This is a genomic window from Moorena sp. SIO4A5 (assembly GCF_010672005.1).
Classification (GTDB): domain Bacteria; phylum Cyanobacteriota; class Cyanobacteriia; order Cyanobacteriales; family Coleofasciculaceae; genus Moorena.
Genome location: NZ_JAAHHZ010000117.1, coordinates 1 through 18,930, shown reverse-complemented (window position 1 = coordinate 18,930; position 18,930 = coordinate 1). Strand labels below are relative to the sequence as shown.

The 18,930-nt window shown below is 43.7% G+C and carries 15 protein-coding genes and 2 pseudogenes; 7 read left to right on the top strand and 10 right to left on the bottom strand.

What is annotated here, in order from left to right; all coding sequences use genetic code 11:
* Both F6K57_RS26600 and F6K57_RS26595 read right to left on the bottom strand, forming a co-directional pair.
* A pseudogene (locus F6K57_RS26600) lies at positions 1-181 on the bottom strand (hypothetical protein); the annotation flags it as partial.
* A gap of 480 nt (positions 182-661) precedes the next feature.
* The gene (locus F6K57_RS26595) at positions 662-832 is read right to left on the bottom strand and encodes a hypothetical protein (protein ID WP_293071519.1); all 171 of its coding nucleotides are present in this window, start codon (positions 830-832) and stop codon (positions 662-664) included.
* A 49-nt stretch (positions 833-881) separates the two neighbouring features.
* Here F6K57_RS26595 and F6K57_RS26590 point away from each other — a divergent pair, with 49 nt between their 5' ends.
* A complete protein-coding gene (locus tag F6K57_RS26590; protein WP_293071518.1) occupies positions 882-1,919 on the top strand; it encodes an ABC transporter substrate-binding protein in 1,038 nt (345 codons plus the stop codon).
* 75 nt (positions 1,920-1,994) lie between these two features.
* Positions 1,995-2,813 (top strand): ABC transporter permease, encoded by an 819-nt coding sequence (locus F6K57_RS26585; RefSeq protein WP_293071517.1) that lies wholly within the window; start codon positions 1,995-1,997, stop codon positions 2,811-2,813.
* Here F6K57_RS26585 and F6K57_RS26580 read toward each other — a convergent pair.
* Positions 2,763-3,074: a hypothetical protein gene (locus F6K57_RS26580; protein WP_293071516.1), complete on the bottom strand. Its 312-nt coding sequence runs from the start codon at positions 3,072-3,074 to the stop codon at positions 2,763-2,765. The two genes, F6K57_RS26585 and F6K57_RS26580, sit on opposite strands and share 51 nt — an antisense overlap.
* 132 nt (positions 3,075-3,206) lie before the next feature.
* Between F6K57_RS26580 and F6K57_RS26575 the strand changes: the two genes are divergently transcribed.
* Entirely contained in the window at positions 3,207-3,998 is a 792-nt protein-coding gene (locus tag F6K57_RS26575; protein WP_293071515.1) for an ABC transporter ATP-binding protein, read from the top strand.
* 333 nt (positions 3,999-4,331) lie between these two features.
* On the opposite strand, the gene F6K57_RS26570 is transcribed toward F6K57_RS26575, so the two are convergent.
* On the bottom strand, positions 4,332-5,549 hold the full coding sequence (locus F6K57_RS26570) for an aminotransferase class V-fold PLP-dependent enzyme (RefSeq protein WP_293071514.1): 1,218 nt from the start codon (positions 5,547-5,549) through the stop codon (positions 4,332-4,334).
* 487 nt (positions 5,550-6,036) lie between these two features.
* On the opposite strand from F6K57_RS26570, the gene F6K57_RS26565 reads away from it, so the two are divergent.
* A complete protein-coding gene (locus tag F6K57_RS26565; protein ID WP_070391006.1) occupies positions 6,037-6,399 on the top strand; it encodes a response regulator in 363 nt (120 codons plus the stop codon).
* A gap of 707 nt (positions 6,400-7,106) precedes the next feature.
* A complete protein-coding gene (locus F6K57_RS26560; RefSeq protein WP_293071513.1) occupies positions 7,107-10,067 on the top strand; it encodes a methyl-accepting chemotaxis protein in 2,961 nt (986 codons plus the stop codon).
* 66 nt (positions 10,068-10,133) lie between these two features.
* On the opposite strand, the gene trxA is transcribed toward F6K57_RS26560, so the two are convergent.
* Positions 10,134-10,460, bottom strand: coding sequence for a thioredoxin (gene trxA, locus F6K57_RS26555; RefSeq protein WP_075896319.1), 327 nt, complete (start codon positions 10,458-10,460; stop codon positions 10,134-10,136).
* Positions 10,461-10,734: 274 nt separating this feature from the next.
* On the opposite strand from trxA, the gene F6K57_RS26550 reads away from it, so the two are divergent.
* On the top strand, positions 10,735-11,175 hold the full coding sequence (locus F6K57_RS26550; RefSeq protein WP_364304221.1) for a pentapeptide repeat-containing protein: 441 nt from the start codon (positions 10,735-10,737) through the stop codon (positions 11,173-11,175).
* A 415-nt stretch (positions 11,176-11,590) separates the two neighbouring features.
* Here the strand turns inward: F6K57_RS26550 and F6K57_RS26545 are convergent, their stop codons facing one another.
* From F6K57_RS26545 to F6K57_RS26530, 4 genes are all read right to left on the bottom strand, one after another.
* On the bottom strand, positions 11,591-12,754 hold the full coding sequence (locus F6K57_RS26545; RefSeq protein WP_293071511.1) for a GuaB3 family IMP dehydrogenase-related protein: 1,164 nt from the start codon (positions 12,752-12,754) through the stop codon (positions 11,591-11,593).
* A gap of 696 nt (positions 12,755-13,450) precedes the next feature.
* Positions 13,451-14,545 (bottom strand): transposase, encoded by a 1,095-nt coding sequence (locus tag F6K57_RS26540; RefSeq protein WP_364304219.1) that lies wholly within the window; start codon positions 14,543-14,545, stop codon positions 13,451-13,453.
* A gap of 72 nt (positions 14,546-14,617) precedes the next feature.
* Entirely contained in the window at positions 14,618-16,696 is a 2,079-nt protein-coding gene (locus F6K57_RS26535) for an SPFH domain-containing protein (protein ID WP_293071510.1), read from the bottom strand.
* Positions 16,697-16,825: 129 nt separating this feature from the next.
* Positions 16,826-17,527: an OB-fold-containig protein gene (locus F6K57_RS26530; RefSeq protein ID WP_293024812.1), complete on the bottom strand. Its 702-nt coding sequence runs from the start codon at positions 17,525-17,527 to the stop codon at positions 16,826-16,828.
* Positions 17,528-18,137: 610 nt separating this feature from the next.
* Between F6K57_RS26530 and F6K57_RS26525 the strand changes: the two genes are divergently transcribed.
* Complete coding sequence (locus F6K57_RS26525) at positions 18,138-18,584, top strand: hypothetical protein (protein ID WP_364304216.1); 447 nt, start codon at positions 18,138-18,140, stop codon at positions 18,582-18,584.
* On the opposite strand, the pseudogene F6K57_RS26520 reads toward F6K57_RS26525, so the two are convergent.
* Positions 18,491-18,802: pseudogene (locus F6K57_RS26520) on the bottom strand (transposase); the annotation flags it as partial. The gene F6K57_RS26525 and the pseudogene F6K57_RS26520 sit on opposite strands and share 94 nt — an antisense overlap.
* Positions 18,803-18,930 lie beyond the last annotated feature (128 nt).

Genomic DNA, 18,930 nt, shown 5'->3' with positions numbered 1-18,930 from the left:
GGTAATAGTAGCCCATATCAATTCCAAAAAACCAGTCATAGCGCTGTTGCCAGATTAAGGATAAGATCCCTTTGAGCAAGTGGGGAATTAAATCTTGCAGTTCGTTATCCACAGGGGTGTTATCAGAAGAGGGTAACTCCTCGGAAGTAGGAAGATATTGTAATGGGTCATACTTTAGCATGGTGATTCCCCTTAGTTAGACCTGGCTGATTGCATTTTACCCAAACTAGAATTCCTCACACCAGAACTATGAGCTTATAGGGTGAGGGCGCAAGTGATGGTGCAAGGGAAGCGTTACAAAAAGACCCACAAATTCCTATAAATTCTTATCTTTTCAATCTATATAATGATTGATTAGGTTCCTGATCACTCAAGGTGGGATGCAGAAGTGTTTAACTTTAGATCAGGGAACTTCGGATGAACTAGTTTTAGATTAACTTGGTATCTTTAACTACAGTTTTTAGCATCTTTATCCTAATTCTTGCTCTGTTCACAACAACGATAGACAGACATTAGCAATTTTGGTAAACTTTGATAGCTGGATTAAACACTTCTGGGGAAACCTCTAACCTTAGAACATCAGGCTATACAAAGATAAAGCTGACAAAAATAAGCAGATCCCAGCCAACCAGGCAATGGACGGTGTAACTTTAGCAGCCATCTACCATGTCACATCCAACACTCCTGAAAGGGAAGTGTGGATGGTATGATCGGTGTCTGGGTCAGATGTTAACTGGAAAAGACTTGGAAAATTTTCTGCCCAGAAAAAACGGTTACTTGAACCCAGTGTCGGATTAATCGGTAAACCATTAGTTGGAGGTGCAGCATTCATTCCCACCTAACTCTAGGAGTGTAGGTGTGTTATACTGCCTCAATTTTTAATGAAAATTCCCAAATTACTATCCCTATGTGCTGTATTTCTACTTAGTTTAGTCCTAGCTATTAGCTGCAACCAATCCCCAAACACCAAACCCTCAGATACGTCCCAAGCCGTTAAAGATTCTACTCCCATTGTTATGGGATACAGCAGTTGGCCTGGTTGGTGGCCGTGGTACATTGCGGAAAAAGAAGGTTTATTTGAAGCCAATGGCCTTAATGTACAACTAAAATGGTTTGATGGCTACCTGGAATCCATGGAAGCTTTGGCAGCAGGAAAACTGGATGCTAATTGCCAAACCCTTAATGATACGATATCTTTTGCTGCTGATGCTGTTAATGGTGAAGTAGCGGTTCTGGTGAATGATAACTCTGCTGGCAATGACAAGATTATTGTCACAGCAGAAATTAATTCCCTGAAAGATTTGAAAGGGAAAAAGGTAGCGATAGAAGAGGGAGTTGTAGATGACTTCTTGCTTAGCTTAGCCCTAGAAGAAAAGGGAATGTCCAGAAAAGATGTGGAAATTGTACCCTTAGAAACTGGGGCAGCAGCAGCAGCATTTGCAGCAGGTAAAGTAGATGCCGTGGGTGCATTCCCTCCCTTTTGGCTCACTGCCCTAAAACGAAAGGGAAGTAAAGAATTAATTAGTTCAAAAGCATTTCCTGGGGCAATTCCTGACTTACTTGTAGTGACTCAAAAGCTGATTGATGAACGTCCTGAGCAAGTTCAAGGTCTAGTGAATACTTGGTTTGATATCCTGGAGTTTATGAAAAATAATCCCAATAAGGCCGATGAACTGCTGGCGGAACGCGCTAATGTTAGTGTTGAGGAATTCCAACAGTTTAAAGAAGGAACTCGAATATTTACCCTGGAAGAAAACCTAGAGGCATTTAGCCCTGGTAATAGTATGAAGCATATGCCGTTTGCCGCTAAAAAAATGTCTCAGTTTATGCTGGATGTGGGATTTATTCAAAAAGTTCCTGATTTAGATAAGATACTTGATGACCAGTTTGTAAAAGCCTATGCCGCAGGTCGTTCTTAGTGATTAATAAGCTATCGAATTAAACCGGTGCGTTAACGACGTATAACGCACCCTACACATTTCTTAGACTCTTTAATGAATAGTTCCCAGACAACCAGATCTCTAAAGCCTACCGTTTTTTGGCGCATTGCTGAGGATATTCCCAAATCCTTAAACTGGATCTTAATTATCCTATCAGTTACTATTCCGTTTGTTGTTTGGTGGCTCATCTCAAGTTTTGCTGGCGTTGATTCCGTCTTCCTCCCGTCACCGATTGACGTGGGTAAAGCCGTTATCCGTTTGTGGCAACAAGGCTTTCTTATTCAAGATACTATTGCTAGCATACTCAGAGTTTTTGCTGGCTTTCTGTTAGCAGCACTTATTTCCATTCCCTTGGGGATTTCCATGGGAGCATTTGCCAGTATCCGAGGGTTAACAGAACCAATAATTGGTATTGTTCGCTATATGCCAGCTCCGGCATTTATCCCTCTATTCATTATCTATCTAGGTATTGATGAAGCACCGAAAATTGCACTTATTTTTATCGGTACTGTCTTTTTCAATACCTTAATGATTATGGATGCCGTAAAGTTTGTTCCCAAGGATTTAATTGAAAGCACCTACACCTTGGGAGGACTACGAAGACAAGTCCTATTACAGGTGATTACTCCCTATGTGATTCCCAATATTATTGATGCATTTCGAGTCAACATGGCAGCATCTTGGAATTTAGTGATTGTAGCAGAATTGGTCGCCGCAAAAGTGGGACTAGGTAAACGTATTTTGCTAGCCCAAAAGTTTCTAAAAACCGATGAAATATTTGCCTGCTTGATTATTCTAGGATTAATCGGATTTGCCATTGATTTATCCTTCCGATTGCTGCTCAGACTTACCTGTAAATGGGCGATTGATTAGATTTTTTGTTAACGGTTGTTCGCGTAGCGTGGCCGAAAGGCCAAGGTTGAAGGTTGAAGGTTGAAGGTTGAAGGTTGAAGGTTGAAGGTTGAAGGTTGAAGGTTGAAGGTTGAAGGTTGAAGGTTGAAGGTTGAAGGTTGAAGGTTGAAGGTTGAAGGTTGAAGGTAAGCTGTCAGCTAATGGGCTACTTCCCAGCGTCGTTCGCACAGCGTGGCCATTCGCGTAGCGTGGCCCAAAGGCCAAGGCCAAAGCCTGTGCCACGCGAACAGGATAGGCTTACGTAATCACAGGCAAAAGGTAAAAGGCTTGGAGGAAAATTGAAAATTTCAAGACCTAATACTGAATACTCAAGACCTAATACCGAATTACCAATATCACTAATAATAAAAAACCATGCACTTAGAAATTTCCCACCTTTACAAACAGTTTCCCACGAAACAAGGTACTATCGTTGCCCTAAAGGATATTAATATGCATGTTGAAACGGGGGAATTGGTCTGTGCTGTGGGTGCATCTGGTTCGGGTAAGTCTACCCTGTTGCGTCTGATAGCTGGTTTAGATATGCCTACAGCTGGAGAAATTACGGTTGATGGTTTGACGGTGACTGGACCTAGTTCAGAGCGAGGCATGGTTTTCCAACGATATACCCTATACCCTTGGATGAATGTGATCCATAATGTGGAGTTTGGCTTAAAGCTGCAAGGTGTCCCAAAGCAAAAACGCCGAGAACAGGCTGCTTATTATTTAGATGTGGTTGGGCTGTCTGGGTTTGCTAAGTCCTATCCGAAAGAATTATCTGGGGGCATGAAACAACGGGTTGCGATCGCAAGAGCTCTAGCCTGTCATCCTAAAATCCTGCTGATGGATGAACCCTTTGGCGCACTTGATGTACAAACTAAGGAAACCATGCAACAGTTTTTGCTTGAGGTTTGGCAGCGGACAGGTTGCACCATATTAATGATTACCCATGATGTAGAAGAGGCAGTGTTTTTGTCTCAAAGGATTTATGTGCTGACAGCACGACCTGGTACAATTCAACGGGAATTGCGGATTGAGTTACAGGGTGAGCGCACTTACAAAATCAAGCGTAATCCCGAATTCCATCGCTACACTGATGAAATTATGGATTTACTCCGGGATAGGCCAGAGGAAGTAAGTAGGGGTGTAATATCAAGTCCAGTTTAATACCCATCATAAAAGTATGGAGCCTCGGCGCGGATTGAGTTAGAGGGTGGGAGGTGTGGGGAGATGGGGGAGATTTTTATTAAGGCTAATTATCCTGAGATGATATTAAGGGTTGACAGTTAACCGTCAACCCTTAACCGTCAATCGTCAACGAAAACAAACATCAACTCATACAAAACAAACCTAACTGCAAATGCGATCGCAAACACTAGCCCCTCATTATAGAAAGTATGAAATGTGTGTGAATCGTAGGCCATGACTATCTAATGGGGTGCATCTTTACTTAAACTTTGACTTAAGCTTTGACTTAAGCTTTGACTTAAGCTTTTCTGATTAATTATCAAAACTAAACCCATCAATGGCCTCAATCAACCTATCAATTTCATCCGGCTGGGTGAAGTAGTGAACACAGGCACGGACACAGTCTGGGTCCCGGAGAGTTCGTAGCAAAAAGCCTTGCTGCTCCAGAAACTCTACTAACGTGTTATGGCGCTTGCCATTAGTCAACACAAAGGACACCAGACCAGCTTTGGGAGGTGAAGTAGCCAAACACCTGACTGCTTCCAACTTGGATAAGCCTTGCCATAGGTATTCACTCAATTGACAAATTTGCTGATAACGTTCCTCAGCAGTTCCCCATTGCTGATGAATTGCGATCGCACTACGTAATCCTCCATACAGGGGATAAGCCGAGGTAGCCACTTCAAATCTTTGTCCATCTGGTTGCCAATCCACAGGTTTCCCAGCTTTATCCAGAATAATCCCCCGCCAACCAATAAATGTGGGATTGAGGCTGCTCAAGGCATCTGGACTCACATAGAGACCTCCCACTCCTTCTGGGCCACACCACCACTTGTGACCGGTAAAGGCATAGAAATCTGCCCCCAGTTCAGTTAGATTTAAGGGCAAAGAACCTACTGACTGAGCTGCATCCACTAGAACCCTCACCAATTGGCTACTCTGATCATAGTTGTGACACACTTGAGTAATATCCTTGACTGGCAATACTTGACCGGTATTCCACAGTAGATGACTCAATACCACCAATCGCGTCTGAGGTCGTAAGTATTGCTCAATAGTTTTAGTGGGGTCTCCCTGATTTAGAGTTGCCATAATTGGACAAGTAGATACCTCTACCTGATAGCGACGGGAAATTTCCTGGGCAGTAGCGATAATGCCTTGGTGTTCACAATCACTCATCAGGATGTGATCACCCGGTTGCCAATCAATCCCCCACATGGCAATATTGCAGCCAACAGTAACATTTTCTGTTATTGTGATCGTTTCTGCTGATGTCCCCAACTCTGATGCGATCGCACTTCTAGTTTTGTGGGATTCCTCGGTAACCCAGTCATTGACTTTACCCGAGAATGGGCCATAGCGCTGCAGATACTCATAGGCTTGTTGGATAGCATTTAGAGATACCAGAGGCAGAGTCCCTTGGCCCCCAAAATTGAAATAGGCTTTGTGGGCTAATGCCGGAAATTGCTGTCGGTGGATGTCCCGTGGAGTTGATGTAGCAGATATACCAGTCATGAGCATTTTAGTCATTCCCGTGGTATTGTATCTTATCAGCTCCGTGGACAAGCTAAAATTTTTTGGATATATTTAACTAAGACATATGTTTTAATTTAAAGAGCGCGAATTTCGTGCATTTCTATAGCGCTTCTTTAGCTTGTCAAGTGCATATGTATAAATTTTCAGCAATTCCTCAGTTGACGGTAGCTAACACTAATCCGTTAGTCTTGGGGTTATTTTATTATGTATGCACCAGTAAACTAACTCTACTACTGTCTTTGGATTAAGTCCATAGCAGTAAGCTCGAACCGTTCTAATTATCCGTATTAATTATTAAAGTTTTATTAAAGTTTTATTAAAGTTTTAGTTTTGACTAGGTCAATGAAAAGTTTATTGAATTGAACGTTTTTTGTTGAGTTGACCCTATTGGACAGTCAACATTCAATAGTAAACCAATAGTCAACAGTCAACAAGTTCATGATTAGATTATAGTGTTAAACACCAACCAATTAATTGAACTATGAGTAAAGTTTTGATTGTGGAAGATAACCTGGCTCAGTTAGAGTTAATGGCTAGATACCTACGGGACAGTGGTAACACAGTTATTTGTATTGCCGATGCTAAAGATGCTTTGGATAAGGCAGTAACGGAAAAACCTGATGTTATAGTTCTAGATATAGTTATGCCAGGAATGAGTGGCTTCGAGTTGTGCCGCAGCCTGAAGAACCATCGGGATACCACTAGCATTCCCATTGTTATTTGTTCTTCTAAAAATCAGGACATCGACCGTCTCTGGGGTATGAAACAAGGCGCTGATGCCTATCTCACCAAACCTTTTTCTAAACAGCAGCTAGTGGACATTGTTAAGTTGGCTGTGGTTTGATTCATCAGTTGAGTCCTAGGAGTAGTAATACTAATTATACCCTAATCTTTTAAAGAGTTTATATATTAAATCAAATAAATAAATAAAATAAATTAATACCTAAAAATAGATTTACTTCATAGTAAGTTATTTCGGTTGTTATAATAGCTAGCTTGCTATTATTATTTTTTTTATATAGAAATGACAGATAAAACACTCCTGTCATAATAATGGTAGCATTTAAAAAATATGGTTCTTCAGTACCTGCTATGCGCTCATTTCAAGTAAAAAAAATCAGAAAGCTTACTCTACAAGGGAAATGTATTTAATTAACAATAATTTCTAAATACTGCCTCTTTCCACTGCTCCCTACTCCCTGCTCCGAAGTCCCTTTGCCAAGCGATGCAGCGCGGTCTTGGGGAGGCAGCGCGGTCTTGGGGAGGCAGCGCGGTCTTGGGGGTTTCCCCCATGAGCGACTGCCGTTCCCCCAGCGACTGCCGTGGTTTCCCCCACTCGCGCTTTGCATCAAGAAAGTGTTAATTTAGCATAACAAGTACGGAAGAGCCAAAAATATTCAAAAAAATAGGTAAAGTACACAAGTTTTGGATTTTAGGTAACAGGGGTAAAATAATTGTCTGTACCTGATTACTGATTAATATAATATCGGCTATATATTTTATTATTTTAAAAAAAAATCTATATTATTCTAGTTGAATAGTTACTCACTAATGACAGGTATACAATTGCGCCCGGTAATCAAGCCAACCACTACCATCAAAATTTCTTCCTCTCAACAAAGCAAAAAATCACGCCTACAATGGTTTTATAACTTACCAGTTAAAACCAAGCAAATTGTTGGTTTGTTTTCCTCCGAAGTAATCTCTGTGGCTGCACTGATGGGTGTAGGAGCATTATTAATTATCATAGGGGGAAGAGCTCAATTACGTGGGCAAGCTCAGTCAGAGTTGGCTGTCACAGAAATAAACTACAACATTAAAATCAACCAAATGGGGTTTGGGTTCCGTGGTCAATCGGAAAATACTGCTATTCTTGAAGCTGCTCTTGCCCATAGTAGAAATCAGTTATTGTCCAAATCACTAGAGGGACAAGTTAAGCAAATTCTCCAGAATGAAGTTAAAGCTCGCCAGATTGAATATGCCACTCTGGTGGACAAAGATTTACGAATTATTGTTAATGCTAATGCTGACCGGAAAGGAGAAACGTTTAATCCCAATAACCTGGTTAGTCAAGTCCTCAAGCAGTCTGAGCAAATTACAGCTAATCAAATTGTCAGCTGGCAAGAATTGAGAAAAGAATCACCCCCTTTACCTGAGGGGTTGATGAAGCAAGATGCCCTAAAGCAAGGTGCCCTAATTCGTTACACGGTCACACCAGTAAAAGACCCAAAAACTGATGATGTGATTGGTGCTTTGGTTTCTGGGGATATTGTTAATGGCAAGGAACCCATTGTCAAGGAAACCCTGAAAACCTTTAACGGAGGCTACAGTGCTGTTTATTTGCATCAGCCTTCGGGAGAATTTACCTTAGTAACAGCCTTAGACCAAGGTAAAGCTGCCAATTGGGAGCAAGCCCAATCTGATATTCCCTTACCTAATCCATCCCTACTTGAGAAAGTCGTTAATGTTGGTAAAGTAGACGAGTTAGTTACCGACCGTCAGAAGGTAGGAAACCAAACCTACACCATGGCAGCAAAAGCTCTAATGGATTCTCAGGGAGAACCGGTGGCAGTATTAGTGCGGGGGACTAGCGAATCTGACCTGAATGCTTTTCTTACAGGTAGCCTACTGCTACAAGGGTCCGTTGTGTTCTTGGCATTAGCAACAGATGTATTTTTGGCAATTCTGCTGGGGCGGTCAATTGCTGAACCGATTAAAATGCTACAGCAGACTACCCATAAATTTGCCGCAGGCGATCGCGAAACCCGTGCTGAGGTCATAGCTACTGATGAACTTGGTCAACTGGCAGATACCTTCAATAAACTTGCTGACAACATCGTATCTAAGGAAGAAGCTCTCGCTCAACAGGCTTTTCTCCAGCAAGCCATAGCGGAGCGCTCCCAGTTATTGGCTGAGTTTACCAGCCTTCTTTATAAATCTGTGACATCAGAAAATATCCTAAGTACTTCAGTAGATGGAGTTCGCAGCATCTTGCAAACCGACCGGGTGCTGATCTATAGCTTCAATGAAGGGTGGGATAGTGGAACAATCATGGCGGAATCCGTAGCACCTGGTTGGATTGAAGCCATGGGGAAAATTATCAATGACCCATTGCGGGAAGGGTCTTTGGATCGGTTCAAAAGTGGGCGAGTCTGGGTTTGCCATAACGTCTATGAAGCTAGCTTAACGGGCTGCCACTGTGATATTCTCGAACGGCTACAGGTCAAAGCCAATATGGTTGCGCCCATTTTGCATGAGGAGGAACTGGTAGGTTTATTATGTGCTCACCAGTGTTCTGAGCCACGGGACTGGCAGCCAGAAGAGGCCGATTTATTAAAACAATTGGCGATTCAGATCGGCTTTGCCCTCAACCAAGCTGATCTGTTTGAACAGTTACAACAAGCACGAGTAGACGCGGACTTAGCGCTAAAGAAAGCAGCATCAACCTCTGATCAAATCGAACAAGCACGCCGGGCGGCGGAGTTAAATGCTATTGAGCAACGTCAGCAAAAAGAAGCACTCCAGCACCAAGTCCTGGAACTCTTGTATAATGTGGAAAATGCTGCCAAGGGAGACCTCACAGTCCGGGCAGAAGTGGGTGAGGGGGAAATTGGTACAGTGGCAGACTTCTTTAATGCCCTGATGGAAAGTTTGCGGCAAATTGTAATCCAGGTCAAACTTGGCTCGACTCAAGTGAATACTGCTGTTGCTGCTGATGAACAGGCAGTGGGTGAATTAGCCCAGCAAGCAATGGCTCAGTCAGATAAGATTACCCACACACTAAGCTCTATTGAGCAGATGATGTACTCGATTGAAGCCGTCTCAAATAATGCCCGCCAAGCAGCAGAGGTTTCTCACATCGCCTCAAACGCTGCCCTTACTAGTGGGCAAGCTATGGATAGCACGGTTGTGACTATTGTAAATTTGCGAGAGACTGTAGTCAACACAGCAAACAAAGTAAAGCTGCTAGGGGAATCCTCTAAGGAGATTGCTAAAGTAGTTGGCTTGGTACAGGAAATAGCCGTACAGACTAATTTACTGTCAGTCAATGCTGGGATTGAAGCGAGCCGTGCGGGAGAAGAGGGAGAAGGGTTCCGAGTGGTTGCGGAACAAGTGGGTAGACTAGCAACCCAGTCAGCCAATGCCATCAAAGACATTGAACAGGTGATTGACACCATTCAGCAGGAAACCCAAGAGGTGGTCAAAGCCATGGAAGACGGAAAAAAACAAGTGGTTGATGGAACCCAAATGGTTTTCAAGGCTAAACAGAGCCTAGAAGAAATTGTTGCCGTCTCCCATGAGATTGACCAGTTAGTCCAATCTATTTCTAACGCCACAGTTTCCCAAGCCAAAACATCTCGGGACGTTACTGACTTAATACAGGAAATTGCTGCCACCTCCCGACAAACCTCTCATTCTTCTGGCGAAGTCTCTCAATCCCTACGAACAACTGTCGAGGTTGCCCAGAAGTTGCAGATGTCCGTTGGTCAATTTAAGATTGGTGACGAATAGCTGAGGATCTGAGGAGGTTGGAAGCAATCTTTTACATGTCCCCTTTTGCCTACAAGCCTTTTGCCATTAGAGGTGCTTTTCTAGAGTATTAGCCAAGGTAGTTTTGGGGACTGCACCCACCACCATATCTACTCGTTGGCCTCCCTTGAAAATCATCAAGGTTGGTATACTGCGGATACCATAATCACCTGCCACCTTAGGATTTTCGTCGGTGTTCAGCTTAACGACTTTCACCTGACCTTCGTACTGCTGTGCTATCTCATCCACAACCGGAGACACCATCCGACAGGGACCGCACCAAGGTGCCCAAAAATCTACCAATACTGGGATGTCGCTCTCAAGTACCTCTGCCTGAAAGCTGGAGTCTGTAACTTGTGGGGCGGCTGTTGACATGCCTGGAAATCCTTGCGAATACTTTTGCTACGTACCTCCGAAATTTTACCATAGTCACAACACCGATTAAATATCTTGGGCAAAAGTTAACACTCCCATAGGGCGGAACAGGTGAGGCGGTTACAAGTTACAGGTTACAGGTTACAGCTTGAAGGTTACAGGTTGAAGGTTACAGGTTGAAGGTTACAGGTTGAAGGTTACAGGTTGAAGGTTACAGGTTGAAAGTTACAGGTTGAAGGTTACAGGTTGAAGGTTACAGGTTGAAGGTTACAGGTTGAAGGTTACAGGTTACAGGTTACAGGTTACAGGTTATCGTCTCAACCTTGGCCTTTCCGCCACGCGATCGCCTTTGGCTGCGCTACGCGCATCGCTCGATTGCGGGACTCTCGGCAGAGCCGTTCGCGTTCGCGCAGCGTCGCCTACGGCGAAAGCGTGGCCGAAAGGCCGACCCTACGCGAACGTCCATCGCGTTCAACCTACCCTACACCGAACGCCAAAGGCGAACAACCAAACAACCTTCAACCAAACAACCTTCAACCAAACAACCTTCAACCAAACAACCTTCAACCAAACAACCTTCAACCAAACAACTTTTAACCAAACAACTTTTAACCAAACAACCTTCAACCAAACAACCTTCAACCAAACAACTTTCAACCAAACAACTTTCAACCAAACAACCTTGGCCAAAGGCCACGCTACGCGAACAAAATAAGGAACCGCCCGAACTCTGTCCGGGCGGAGTGTGGTGTGAGGAGTGAACGGAAACATTTGTCTCCGCTTTTTCCATTGTATGTCACCGTTTATTTTTTTTCAGCAATTTCCAAGCCAGTCGAAAAATTTTGACGATTGGCGGTGGTTGCGATAAGTATATATACTCAGCGCTTAAACTATTGACAACAAAACTATTGACAACAGTTGTTCGTGAACTTTAGAAACCTGTAGAAAAGCTGTTCAAGTTCTCAATTACCAAATAATTTGGTAATTGTCAATGATCAAGTTTCTATAGGTGCGCTTTCCGTTCTCCTACAAAGACGCGGGGCGCGAACGGCGAATTAAATTAGCCACGGGTCGCACCTTTTTCAATTGATGAACAACCAAGAATGATAATTATTCAACTAGAGACTATACTATTTACCCATACCCAACTGCTGAGCTTTCTGGTATACCTTTCCTTCTGTTAGCAGAGAAGGAGCAATCACTACTTCCACTTGTTGCATTTCCTTGAGGTTTTTTGCTCCGAGGGTTCCCATACTGGTTTTCAAGGCTCCCAAAAGGTTGTGGGTGCCATCATCCATTTGGGCTGGTCCAGTCAGAATTTGCTCAAGTGTGCCAGTGCTGCCCACTTTTATTCGTGTCCCACGGGGTAGCACGCTCGAAGGGGTTGCCATACCCCAATGAAACCCTTGTCCGGGAGCTTCTTTGGCACGGGCAAAAGGAGAACCAATCATCACCCCATCAGCACCACAAGCAATACACTTACAAATGTCACCTCCTGTAATTAAACCGCCATCAGCAATCACTTGGACATAGTTACCGGTTTCCTGATAGTAGTCGTCACGGGCAGCAGCGCAATCGGCAACTGCTGTTGCCTGAGGTACACCGACACCCAAGACACCCCGAGAGGTACAAGCAGCACCAGGACCAATACCCACCAAGACAGCAGTTGCCCCAACTTTCATCAAATTGAGGGCAACGTCGTAGGTCACGCAATTCCCCAAAATTACTGGCATGGGCATATCCTGACAAAACTGTGCCAAATCCAGGGGATTGATGGACTCTGGTGACAGGTGAGCTGTAGAAACGACTGTTGCTTGAACAAACATTAAATCAGCACCAGCCTCTGCCACTACCTGACTATATTTACTGGCTCCAGCAGGGGTCAGACTCACAGCTGCAATACCACCTTGGTCCTTGATTTCCCGAATTCGCTGGGTAATCAATTCTGGCTTAATCGGTGAACTATAAAGTTCCTGCATCAGGGGAACAAACTCAGAATTTCCCACCGAAGCAATGCGGTCTAGAATCGGTGATGGGTCAGCATAACGGGTTTGAATCCCTTCTAAGTTGAGAACCCCCATTGCCCCAATTTGGGACAACTTGACTGCCATGGACACATCAATCACCCCATCCATAGCGCTGGCGATAATCGGAATTTCCCGTTCAATACCACCAATACGCCAGCGAGTATCAGCCAAACTGGGGTCGAGTGTCCGCTGTCCGGGAACAAGTGCAATTTCATCTATGCCGTAGGCTCTGCGAGCTATCTTACCTCGCCCAATTTGAATATCCACGCTGTTTTTCTTCCGAGATTATTTTAGCTAGGTTATCAAATTGGAGCGAAGATTGCTCGAACTATACAAAGAAACTATGAATTGTGAAGCATGAAGTATAAATTATGAATTCTTAATACGTAAGCATTTAGCTATCAGCTATCAGCTATCAGCTATTCGCGTAGCGTGGCCAAGAGCCTTGGCCAAAGGCCACGCTACTGTTCGCGCAGCACCTCAAGTAGCGCAATCGGTGCTTTTGAAGCAAATAAGCACCTCAAGTAACGTGAGCCAAAAGCTGACGACTGAGCGCTGAGTGCTGAATGCTTACCTTCATACTTCAGGTGCGACCCGTGGCGAATTTAATTCTTAATGGGTCAAGCGCACCTTAGCCTTGCCCTGATTTGGGTTTCTTGATGCTTGGGTGGTTGACATACTCCCCCGTTAAATCGGAGATTCTAACGGGGGATTCTCACAATATGTGATTCTTGGTTCATTGAGACAACTTATTGAATCAAGTTTCCTCTCATCAACAGAGGTTGCACTCTCCCCAAGCGTTTCCGAATCAACGGCAGTTTCCCAATGCCCTTGGGTACTCTCTTGGTGCGCGTTTCCTAGCACGGGGAACCCGTGCGGGGTCGCACCGCTGTTGTACTCAATACCTAAAACTTCTAAGCCACGCTTCAAAATGTTGAGAGCAGCGTTCGTGTCTCTACAAATTTATGTTTGACAACGAGGACATTTGTGAGTTCTGGTACTGAGAGATTTTTTCACCCGATAACCACAGTTATAACAATCTTGACTGGTGTAGTTTGGGTTGACCGCAATCACAGTCTTATCCCAAATATTACCGTAGTAGTTTAACCATTGGGTGAATTGATACCAACCGGCATCGGATATCGACTTTGCCAAGTGATGGTTCTTGACCATATTGCTGATTTTGAGGTCTTCATAGACAACCACATCGTGAGAGTGGACTACGCACCGAGCTTGTTTTACAGCCCAGTCTTTACGCTGTCTTTGAACCTTCAAATGGCATTTCCCCAGTCGAATTCTAGCTTTGTGGTAGTTATTTGATTGAGGTTTTTTACCTCTTACAAACTTTCTGGACAATCGACGTTGTAGTTTTTTTAAACGCTTTTCAGCTTGCCTAAGATACTTAGGGTAGATGGCAGCATTGTTGTTTTGGTCTTTGTAAAAATACTTGATCCCTAAATCAAGACCCGCCACATTCCCAGTATAGCTACCTTTCTCTTTTCGGTTAGCATCAAAGCAGAACTGGGCGTAATAACCATCGGCTCGTCTGACCACTCGTACCCGATTGATTTTGAGTCTGAACAAGTCCTCTCGTGTTTCATAGTTGCAGAACACAGAAAACTGACCCGCCTTGAACCCGTCAGTGAAGTTGATGGTCATGCACTCAGGTGAAAGTTTCCACCCCGTGGTTTTATACTCAACTGAGCGAGAATGTTTCTTGAACTGAGGATAACCTTTCTTTTTAGCACCCTCTCTACAACGTCGATAGAAGTTAGAGATTGATAGCCATGCCCTTTCAGCAGAAGCTTGACGAGCCATTGAGTTCAACTTTTTAGCAAAGGGAAACTCACCAGCCAATTCTTTGCACAACAGAGATAGACGAGCCTTGTTTACTTTTGGCTGATCACGCCATAGTCTAACGGCCTTGTTCCTGATGAATTGAGCGGTTCGTATAGCTTCATCTAAAGCTTGGTATTGGGCTAATGATCCGTTTAGCAGTTTAGCTTCTCTAACTATCATAAATTTATTATACCACAAATCAACGTCGGATTTGGACAATCTCCCCGTCCTTTTTTTGTCGGCATAAATTCATCTCACCGCCAAATCAAAGATTATGGCGGTGAGATGAATTTATGAATTTCGGGTAAGGTGGTTTTTTTCGGTAAGGTTTGAGGTGGCTGCTGCCCGTGATGGGATGATATCGGTGGTCGGGGTTTTCTTCTCCTTTGGTGTGATTGTGTTACTGGTGATTGTGCTACTGTTGTGAGTCATCATCTGGCGGATTTGACTAATCAACTCCCCTAGCTTGCCTTCCTCTAACAAACCATTAATCATTGATAAGCCACTGGTAGATAGTAGCAGTTTGTTGATGTCACCTACACTGCTAACTCCGTTACCATTATTGCCATTGACACCGGGGAAGGAGTAAATCCGAGTATCTCCCAAAATTCCTGGCTGGGGAGCCAAGGCTTTGGCAATTTCTGGTAGTTGATGGGCTAACTCTGGCCATATGGTAGTGATAATTTTAGCAGTTAGCTGAGCATCACTGATGGAATTTTCGGCTTCGATCAGGGATCGTTTACCTTCTGCCTCTGCCAAGGCTTTATCCCGATTTGCTTCTGCTAGGGTGCGGATCGACTCAGCTTCTAGTTCTGCTGCTTGTCTGGCTGCTTCAGCTTGACGAGACCGGCGGAATACATCGATTTCAATCACGTTTTGCTCACCAATCCGCCGTTGTTCGGCTTCTTGTTCAGCAGCAATGATAGAAAGGCGTTGTTGCCGTTCGGCTTCTTCTACTTCCGTAGCGGTGGCTACAGCGGCTTCAGCTTGAGCTCGTTCGGCTTCGGAATTGAAGCGATCGCGTTCTTTTTCGGCAATTGCGATCGCAGCGTCTTGTTGAGCAATTTTTGACTCTCGTTCTGCTTCTGCCAATTCTACCTGAGAATTAAGCAAGGCAGCATCGACGGTTTTCTGACGAGTAACTTCTGCTACTTCTGCTTCCTGTTTTTGCAGGATTTGTGCCACCTTGAGGGTTTTATTCCGTTCTTCTAATTCAATATCTGCCTGAATTTTCTTAGCTTGGACTGCCAGCTGTTGTTGAACCTTTTCCTCTTCTAAGGTTTTCTGACGATTAATTTCTGCCAATTCCGCTTCTTGTTTTTGCAGAGTTTGGGCTACCTTGAGGGCTTTATTCCGTTCTTCGAGGGTAATATCGGCTTCAATTTGGCTTTGCTGCAAGGCCAGTAGTTTGCGAATTTCTTCCTCTTCTACAGACTTATTCTGTAAAATTTTAGTCCGCTGAATTGTGGCTGCTTCTGTGGCTTTAGCTTCTTCTATTTCCCGCTCACGCTGGGCTTTTAGGGCTTCAACCTCAAGCTTTTGCGCCAGTTTCGCTTCTTCTTGTTCTTGGGCAATGCGTAGGGATTGCTTTTCAGCGTTGAGTTCTTTCTCTTCAATGGCAACTTTGGTATTTAGCTCAACTTCAGTTTTTTGCTGAATTGATTTTTGAATAGTTTCCGTGCGCAGACGTACTCCTTGGGCATCAAAGAAGTTATTCGTATCGTAGGTATCACTCTCTTCTATCTCAGAAATCGCGATATTATTGAGGGTTAAACCGACTTTTCTTAAGTCTTGCTGAATCAAATTCAACACTTCATCAGCAAATCCTAATTTATCGGAATCAATTTCTGCCAAATTCTTTTTCTTGGCTGCTGCTCTAATAGCATCATCCGCCCGTTTTTCGATAGCTTCTTTAATATCTTCGGGGGAAATTTTACCTTCACGAGACAGTCGTTGGGCAGCAGTAATCACATCGTCTTCATTGGCATTGATACAGACATAAAAGGTTACCCGCATATTAGCCCGCAGGTAGTCTTGGGTCCGAACTGCTAGGTTACCTGTCCGCTCAACATCAATAGAAATTTCTCTGAGTGGGACACGGGTAAGTTCATGAAATCCTGGCAAAACCACACACCCGCCACTGAGAATAACCGTTTTCTTTTTGATAAAGACACCACCTGTCCGCAAAAATGCCTCATTGTTGGGGGTGATGACATAAACTCTGGTGTAAGCCCAGATGCTTAATAGCAATAATACAATCAGACCTCCAATCACACCGGGGAAAAATAGAATTCCAGGAGGAAGCTGGGCTAGAGATGAATGTATCGGAACAGTTTGCACTGTTGTTGTATTCATGGATGAGTTTGACATGGCTAAATCGATTTGCTGATAAATGGAGCTCTATATACTAATCAGGGAAGATCAGAAAATTTATGATAATCTTGAGGAACTGATATACATCACAGCAGGTTATCACAGCAGGTTGTGCGCCCTTGCTGACTAATAAGCATTGTCTAACCAGGCTTGCTGATCAGCACTATCTTTAAGGACTACGAGATAGTTATGATGGTGTCGGTCAATCACTAACACTTTGTTCCCCCGTTTAGGAGTAACTGTTGCCCAAGTTGGTAAGGTGGCATTAACTGTAACTAAATTACGAGCTGGATCTAGGACATCGACTTGACCGATTTTGCCTTGGTTTTCCTTGGGAAGGGTGGCAGAGGAAACTGTACCGTGACAGCCAACTAAGCGATCGCTACTGGTATCTTCTCCAAAGGAGGCGAAAACTTTTCCTATCGGTCGAGAGATGAATCCTCCGGTAACTAGGGTCAGAAACAATGACATTACTGATACCACCCCAGCTAAAAACCCAGTGGGAATACTGCCAGTAACACCACCAATCATGACATTGAACATCCAGCCGAAAAGTCCCAAAAGGCTACAGTCTGTTGCCAGGAGCAAAATTAGGGGGGCTTTGCCGATACCTAGCCATCCTAGAATCTCAATACCACCTTCACCATCGGCATCAGTATCTGTATCAGTACCGAAATCTGCATCTACATCCAGATCCACATCCAGATCTACATCTGCATCTATATCAATGTCATCGTCTCCGCCACCGGAAACAATGACTAACACAAACAATAGAACTCCCATACCCAAAAAGATCCAGTAGGGGAGGTTGGCTAGGTCAAATAGCATGGGTTTATGCGATCGCGTTTTTTGAATGAATTGTTGCTCTATATATCCAGCCTAACGACTGGTTTCTTGCAAATCGGGAAAATGTATAGTATTTTTAATGTTTTTGAAAGATTAACTGTAAGCATTCAGCCACAAGACTTAAGATTTCCTTGGAATTTTAGGAATTAGTAGGACAACTCCCACAATCAACACTTTAATTAGTAGTGGGGCACAAACAATGCTGATAAACAGGCAAATTATCACTATTAATAATGATGCCACTTTCAATATTTCTTCTGTAGTGTTCAGAGAAAGGTAAGTAGCTACTGCGGCAATCACCAAACTGATTAGTAAGGGCATATACTCTCGATTGAGTCACTAAATACTAATCAGGGTTAACCCTAACTTTTATGGCTGAGATTGGCTTTTTGTAACAAAACTTAACTTAAGTGAGTTTACAGGAGTCTTGGGGTTACCTAAACTAAAGGTTATAGGACTTCAAAACAGTCTGGGCTTCTCTAGCCAGGCATGAGCCCACGAAACTAAGCCAAAAAAACTAAAAATTAGCAATAAACCATCCTAACCACGGAAAAAATAAAGGGTACAACTACTTGATACCTGTAAGTAAGCGATGAACTTTAGCTTTAACTTTTTTGATCTGTTCTGGATTTTTCTGATCATCTCGTCGTTGCAGCCCTTGTGGCAACGTCGCCAGATGCAATATAGACGTTTGCGAGCTTTGCAAGAATTCGAGCATAAGCGAAAAAGTCGGTTAATTTTACTGATTCACCGACAAGAGTCTATTAGCTTGTTTGGCATCCCTGTATCCCGCTACATATCCATTGAAGATTCTGAACAAGTGCTCAGGGCAATCCGTCTAACTCCACCAGATGTTCCTATTGATCTTATTTTACATACTCCTGGGGGATTGGTGCTGGCTACAGAACAAATTGCTAGAGCTTTAATTCTTGACACTCCCCACGGTTATAAACCGGGGGATTCTTGGTTCATAGACCCATCTTGCTCAACCAGGCCGGAACCAGGAAGAGTAGAGGACAGATCTCCCCAAGCGTTTTGATAAGTTCCGGTGTGCCCCACCGTACTCAAGGCTCTCGTTAAGATGTTTTTGGCGGCGTTGTGGTCGCGATCTAATTGGCACCCACACTTACAGGTATGGGTTCTAGTTGATAACGACTTCTTGACCACTTCGCCACAATTAGAACAGTTTTGACTTGTATAAGCAGGATTTACTGCGACAGTTATCCTGCCAAACTTTTGGCCAAAATATTCTAACCATTATTAAACTAAGCCGGTGAGTCGCCTCACCGACTCGTCTTCAGAACCGGACGTGACATTTTCACATCATCCGGCTCCTCATCAAACGGAACCACTGACATTGGTACCTCTAGAACGGATTTTCATCT

Excerpts from the sequence above, each read along its gene's own strand:
- F6K57_RS26595 (WP_293071519.1), bottom strand. The coding sequence starts at position 832 with ATGAATGCTGCACCTCCAACTAATGGTTTACCGATTAATCCGACACTG.
- F6K57_RS26590 (WP_293071518.1), top strand. The coding sequence starts at position 882 with ATGAAAATTCCCAAATTACTATCCCTATGTGCTGTATTTCTACTTAGT.
- F6K57_RS26585 (WP_293071517.1), top strand. The coding sequence starts at position 1,995 with ATGAATAGTTCCCAGACAACCAGATCTCTAAAGCCTACCGTTTTTTGG.
- F6K57_RS26575 (WP_293071515.1), top strand. The coding sequence starts at position 3,207 with ATGCACTTAGAAATTTCCCACCTTTACAAACAGTTTCCCACGAAACAA.
- F6K57_RS26570 (WP_293071514.1), bottom strand. The coding sequence starts at position 5,549 with ATGACTAAAATGCTCATGACTGGTATATCTGCTACATCAACTCCACGG.
- F6K57_RS26565 (WP_070391006.1), top strand. The coding sequence starts at position 6,037 with ATGAGTAAAGTTTTGATTGTGGAAGATAACCTGGCTCAGTTAGAGTTA.
- F6K57_RS26560 (WP_293071513.1), top strand. The coding sequence starts at position 7,107 with ATGACAGGTATACAATTGCGCCCGGTAATCAAGCCAACCACTACCATC.
- trxA (WP_075896319.1), bottom strand. The coding sequence starts at position 10,460 with ATGTCAACAGCCGCCCCACAAGTTACAGACTCCAGCTTTCAGGCAGAG.
- F6K57_RS26535 (WP_293071510.1), bottom strand. The coding sequence starts at position 16,696 with ATGTCAAACTCATCCATGAATACAACAACAGTGCAAACTGTTCCGATA.
- F6K57_RS26530 (WP_293024812.1), bottom strand. The coding sequence starts at position 17,527 with ATGCTATTTGACCTAGCCAACCTCCCCTACTGGATCTTTTTGGGTATG.
- F6K57_RS26525 (WP_364304216.1), top strand. The coding sequence starts at position 18,138 with ATGAACTTTAGCTTTAACTTTTTTGATCTGTTCTGGATTTTTCTGATC.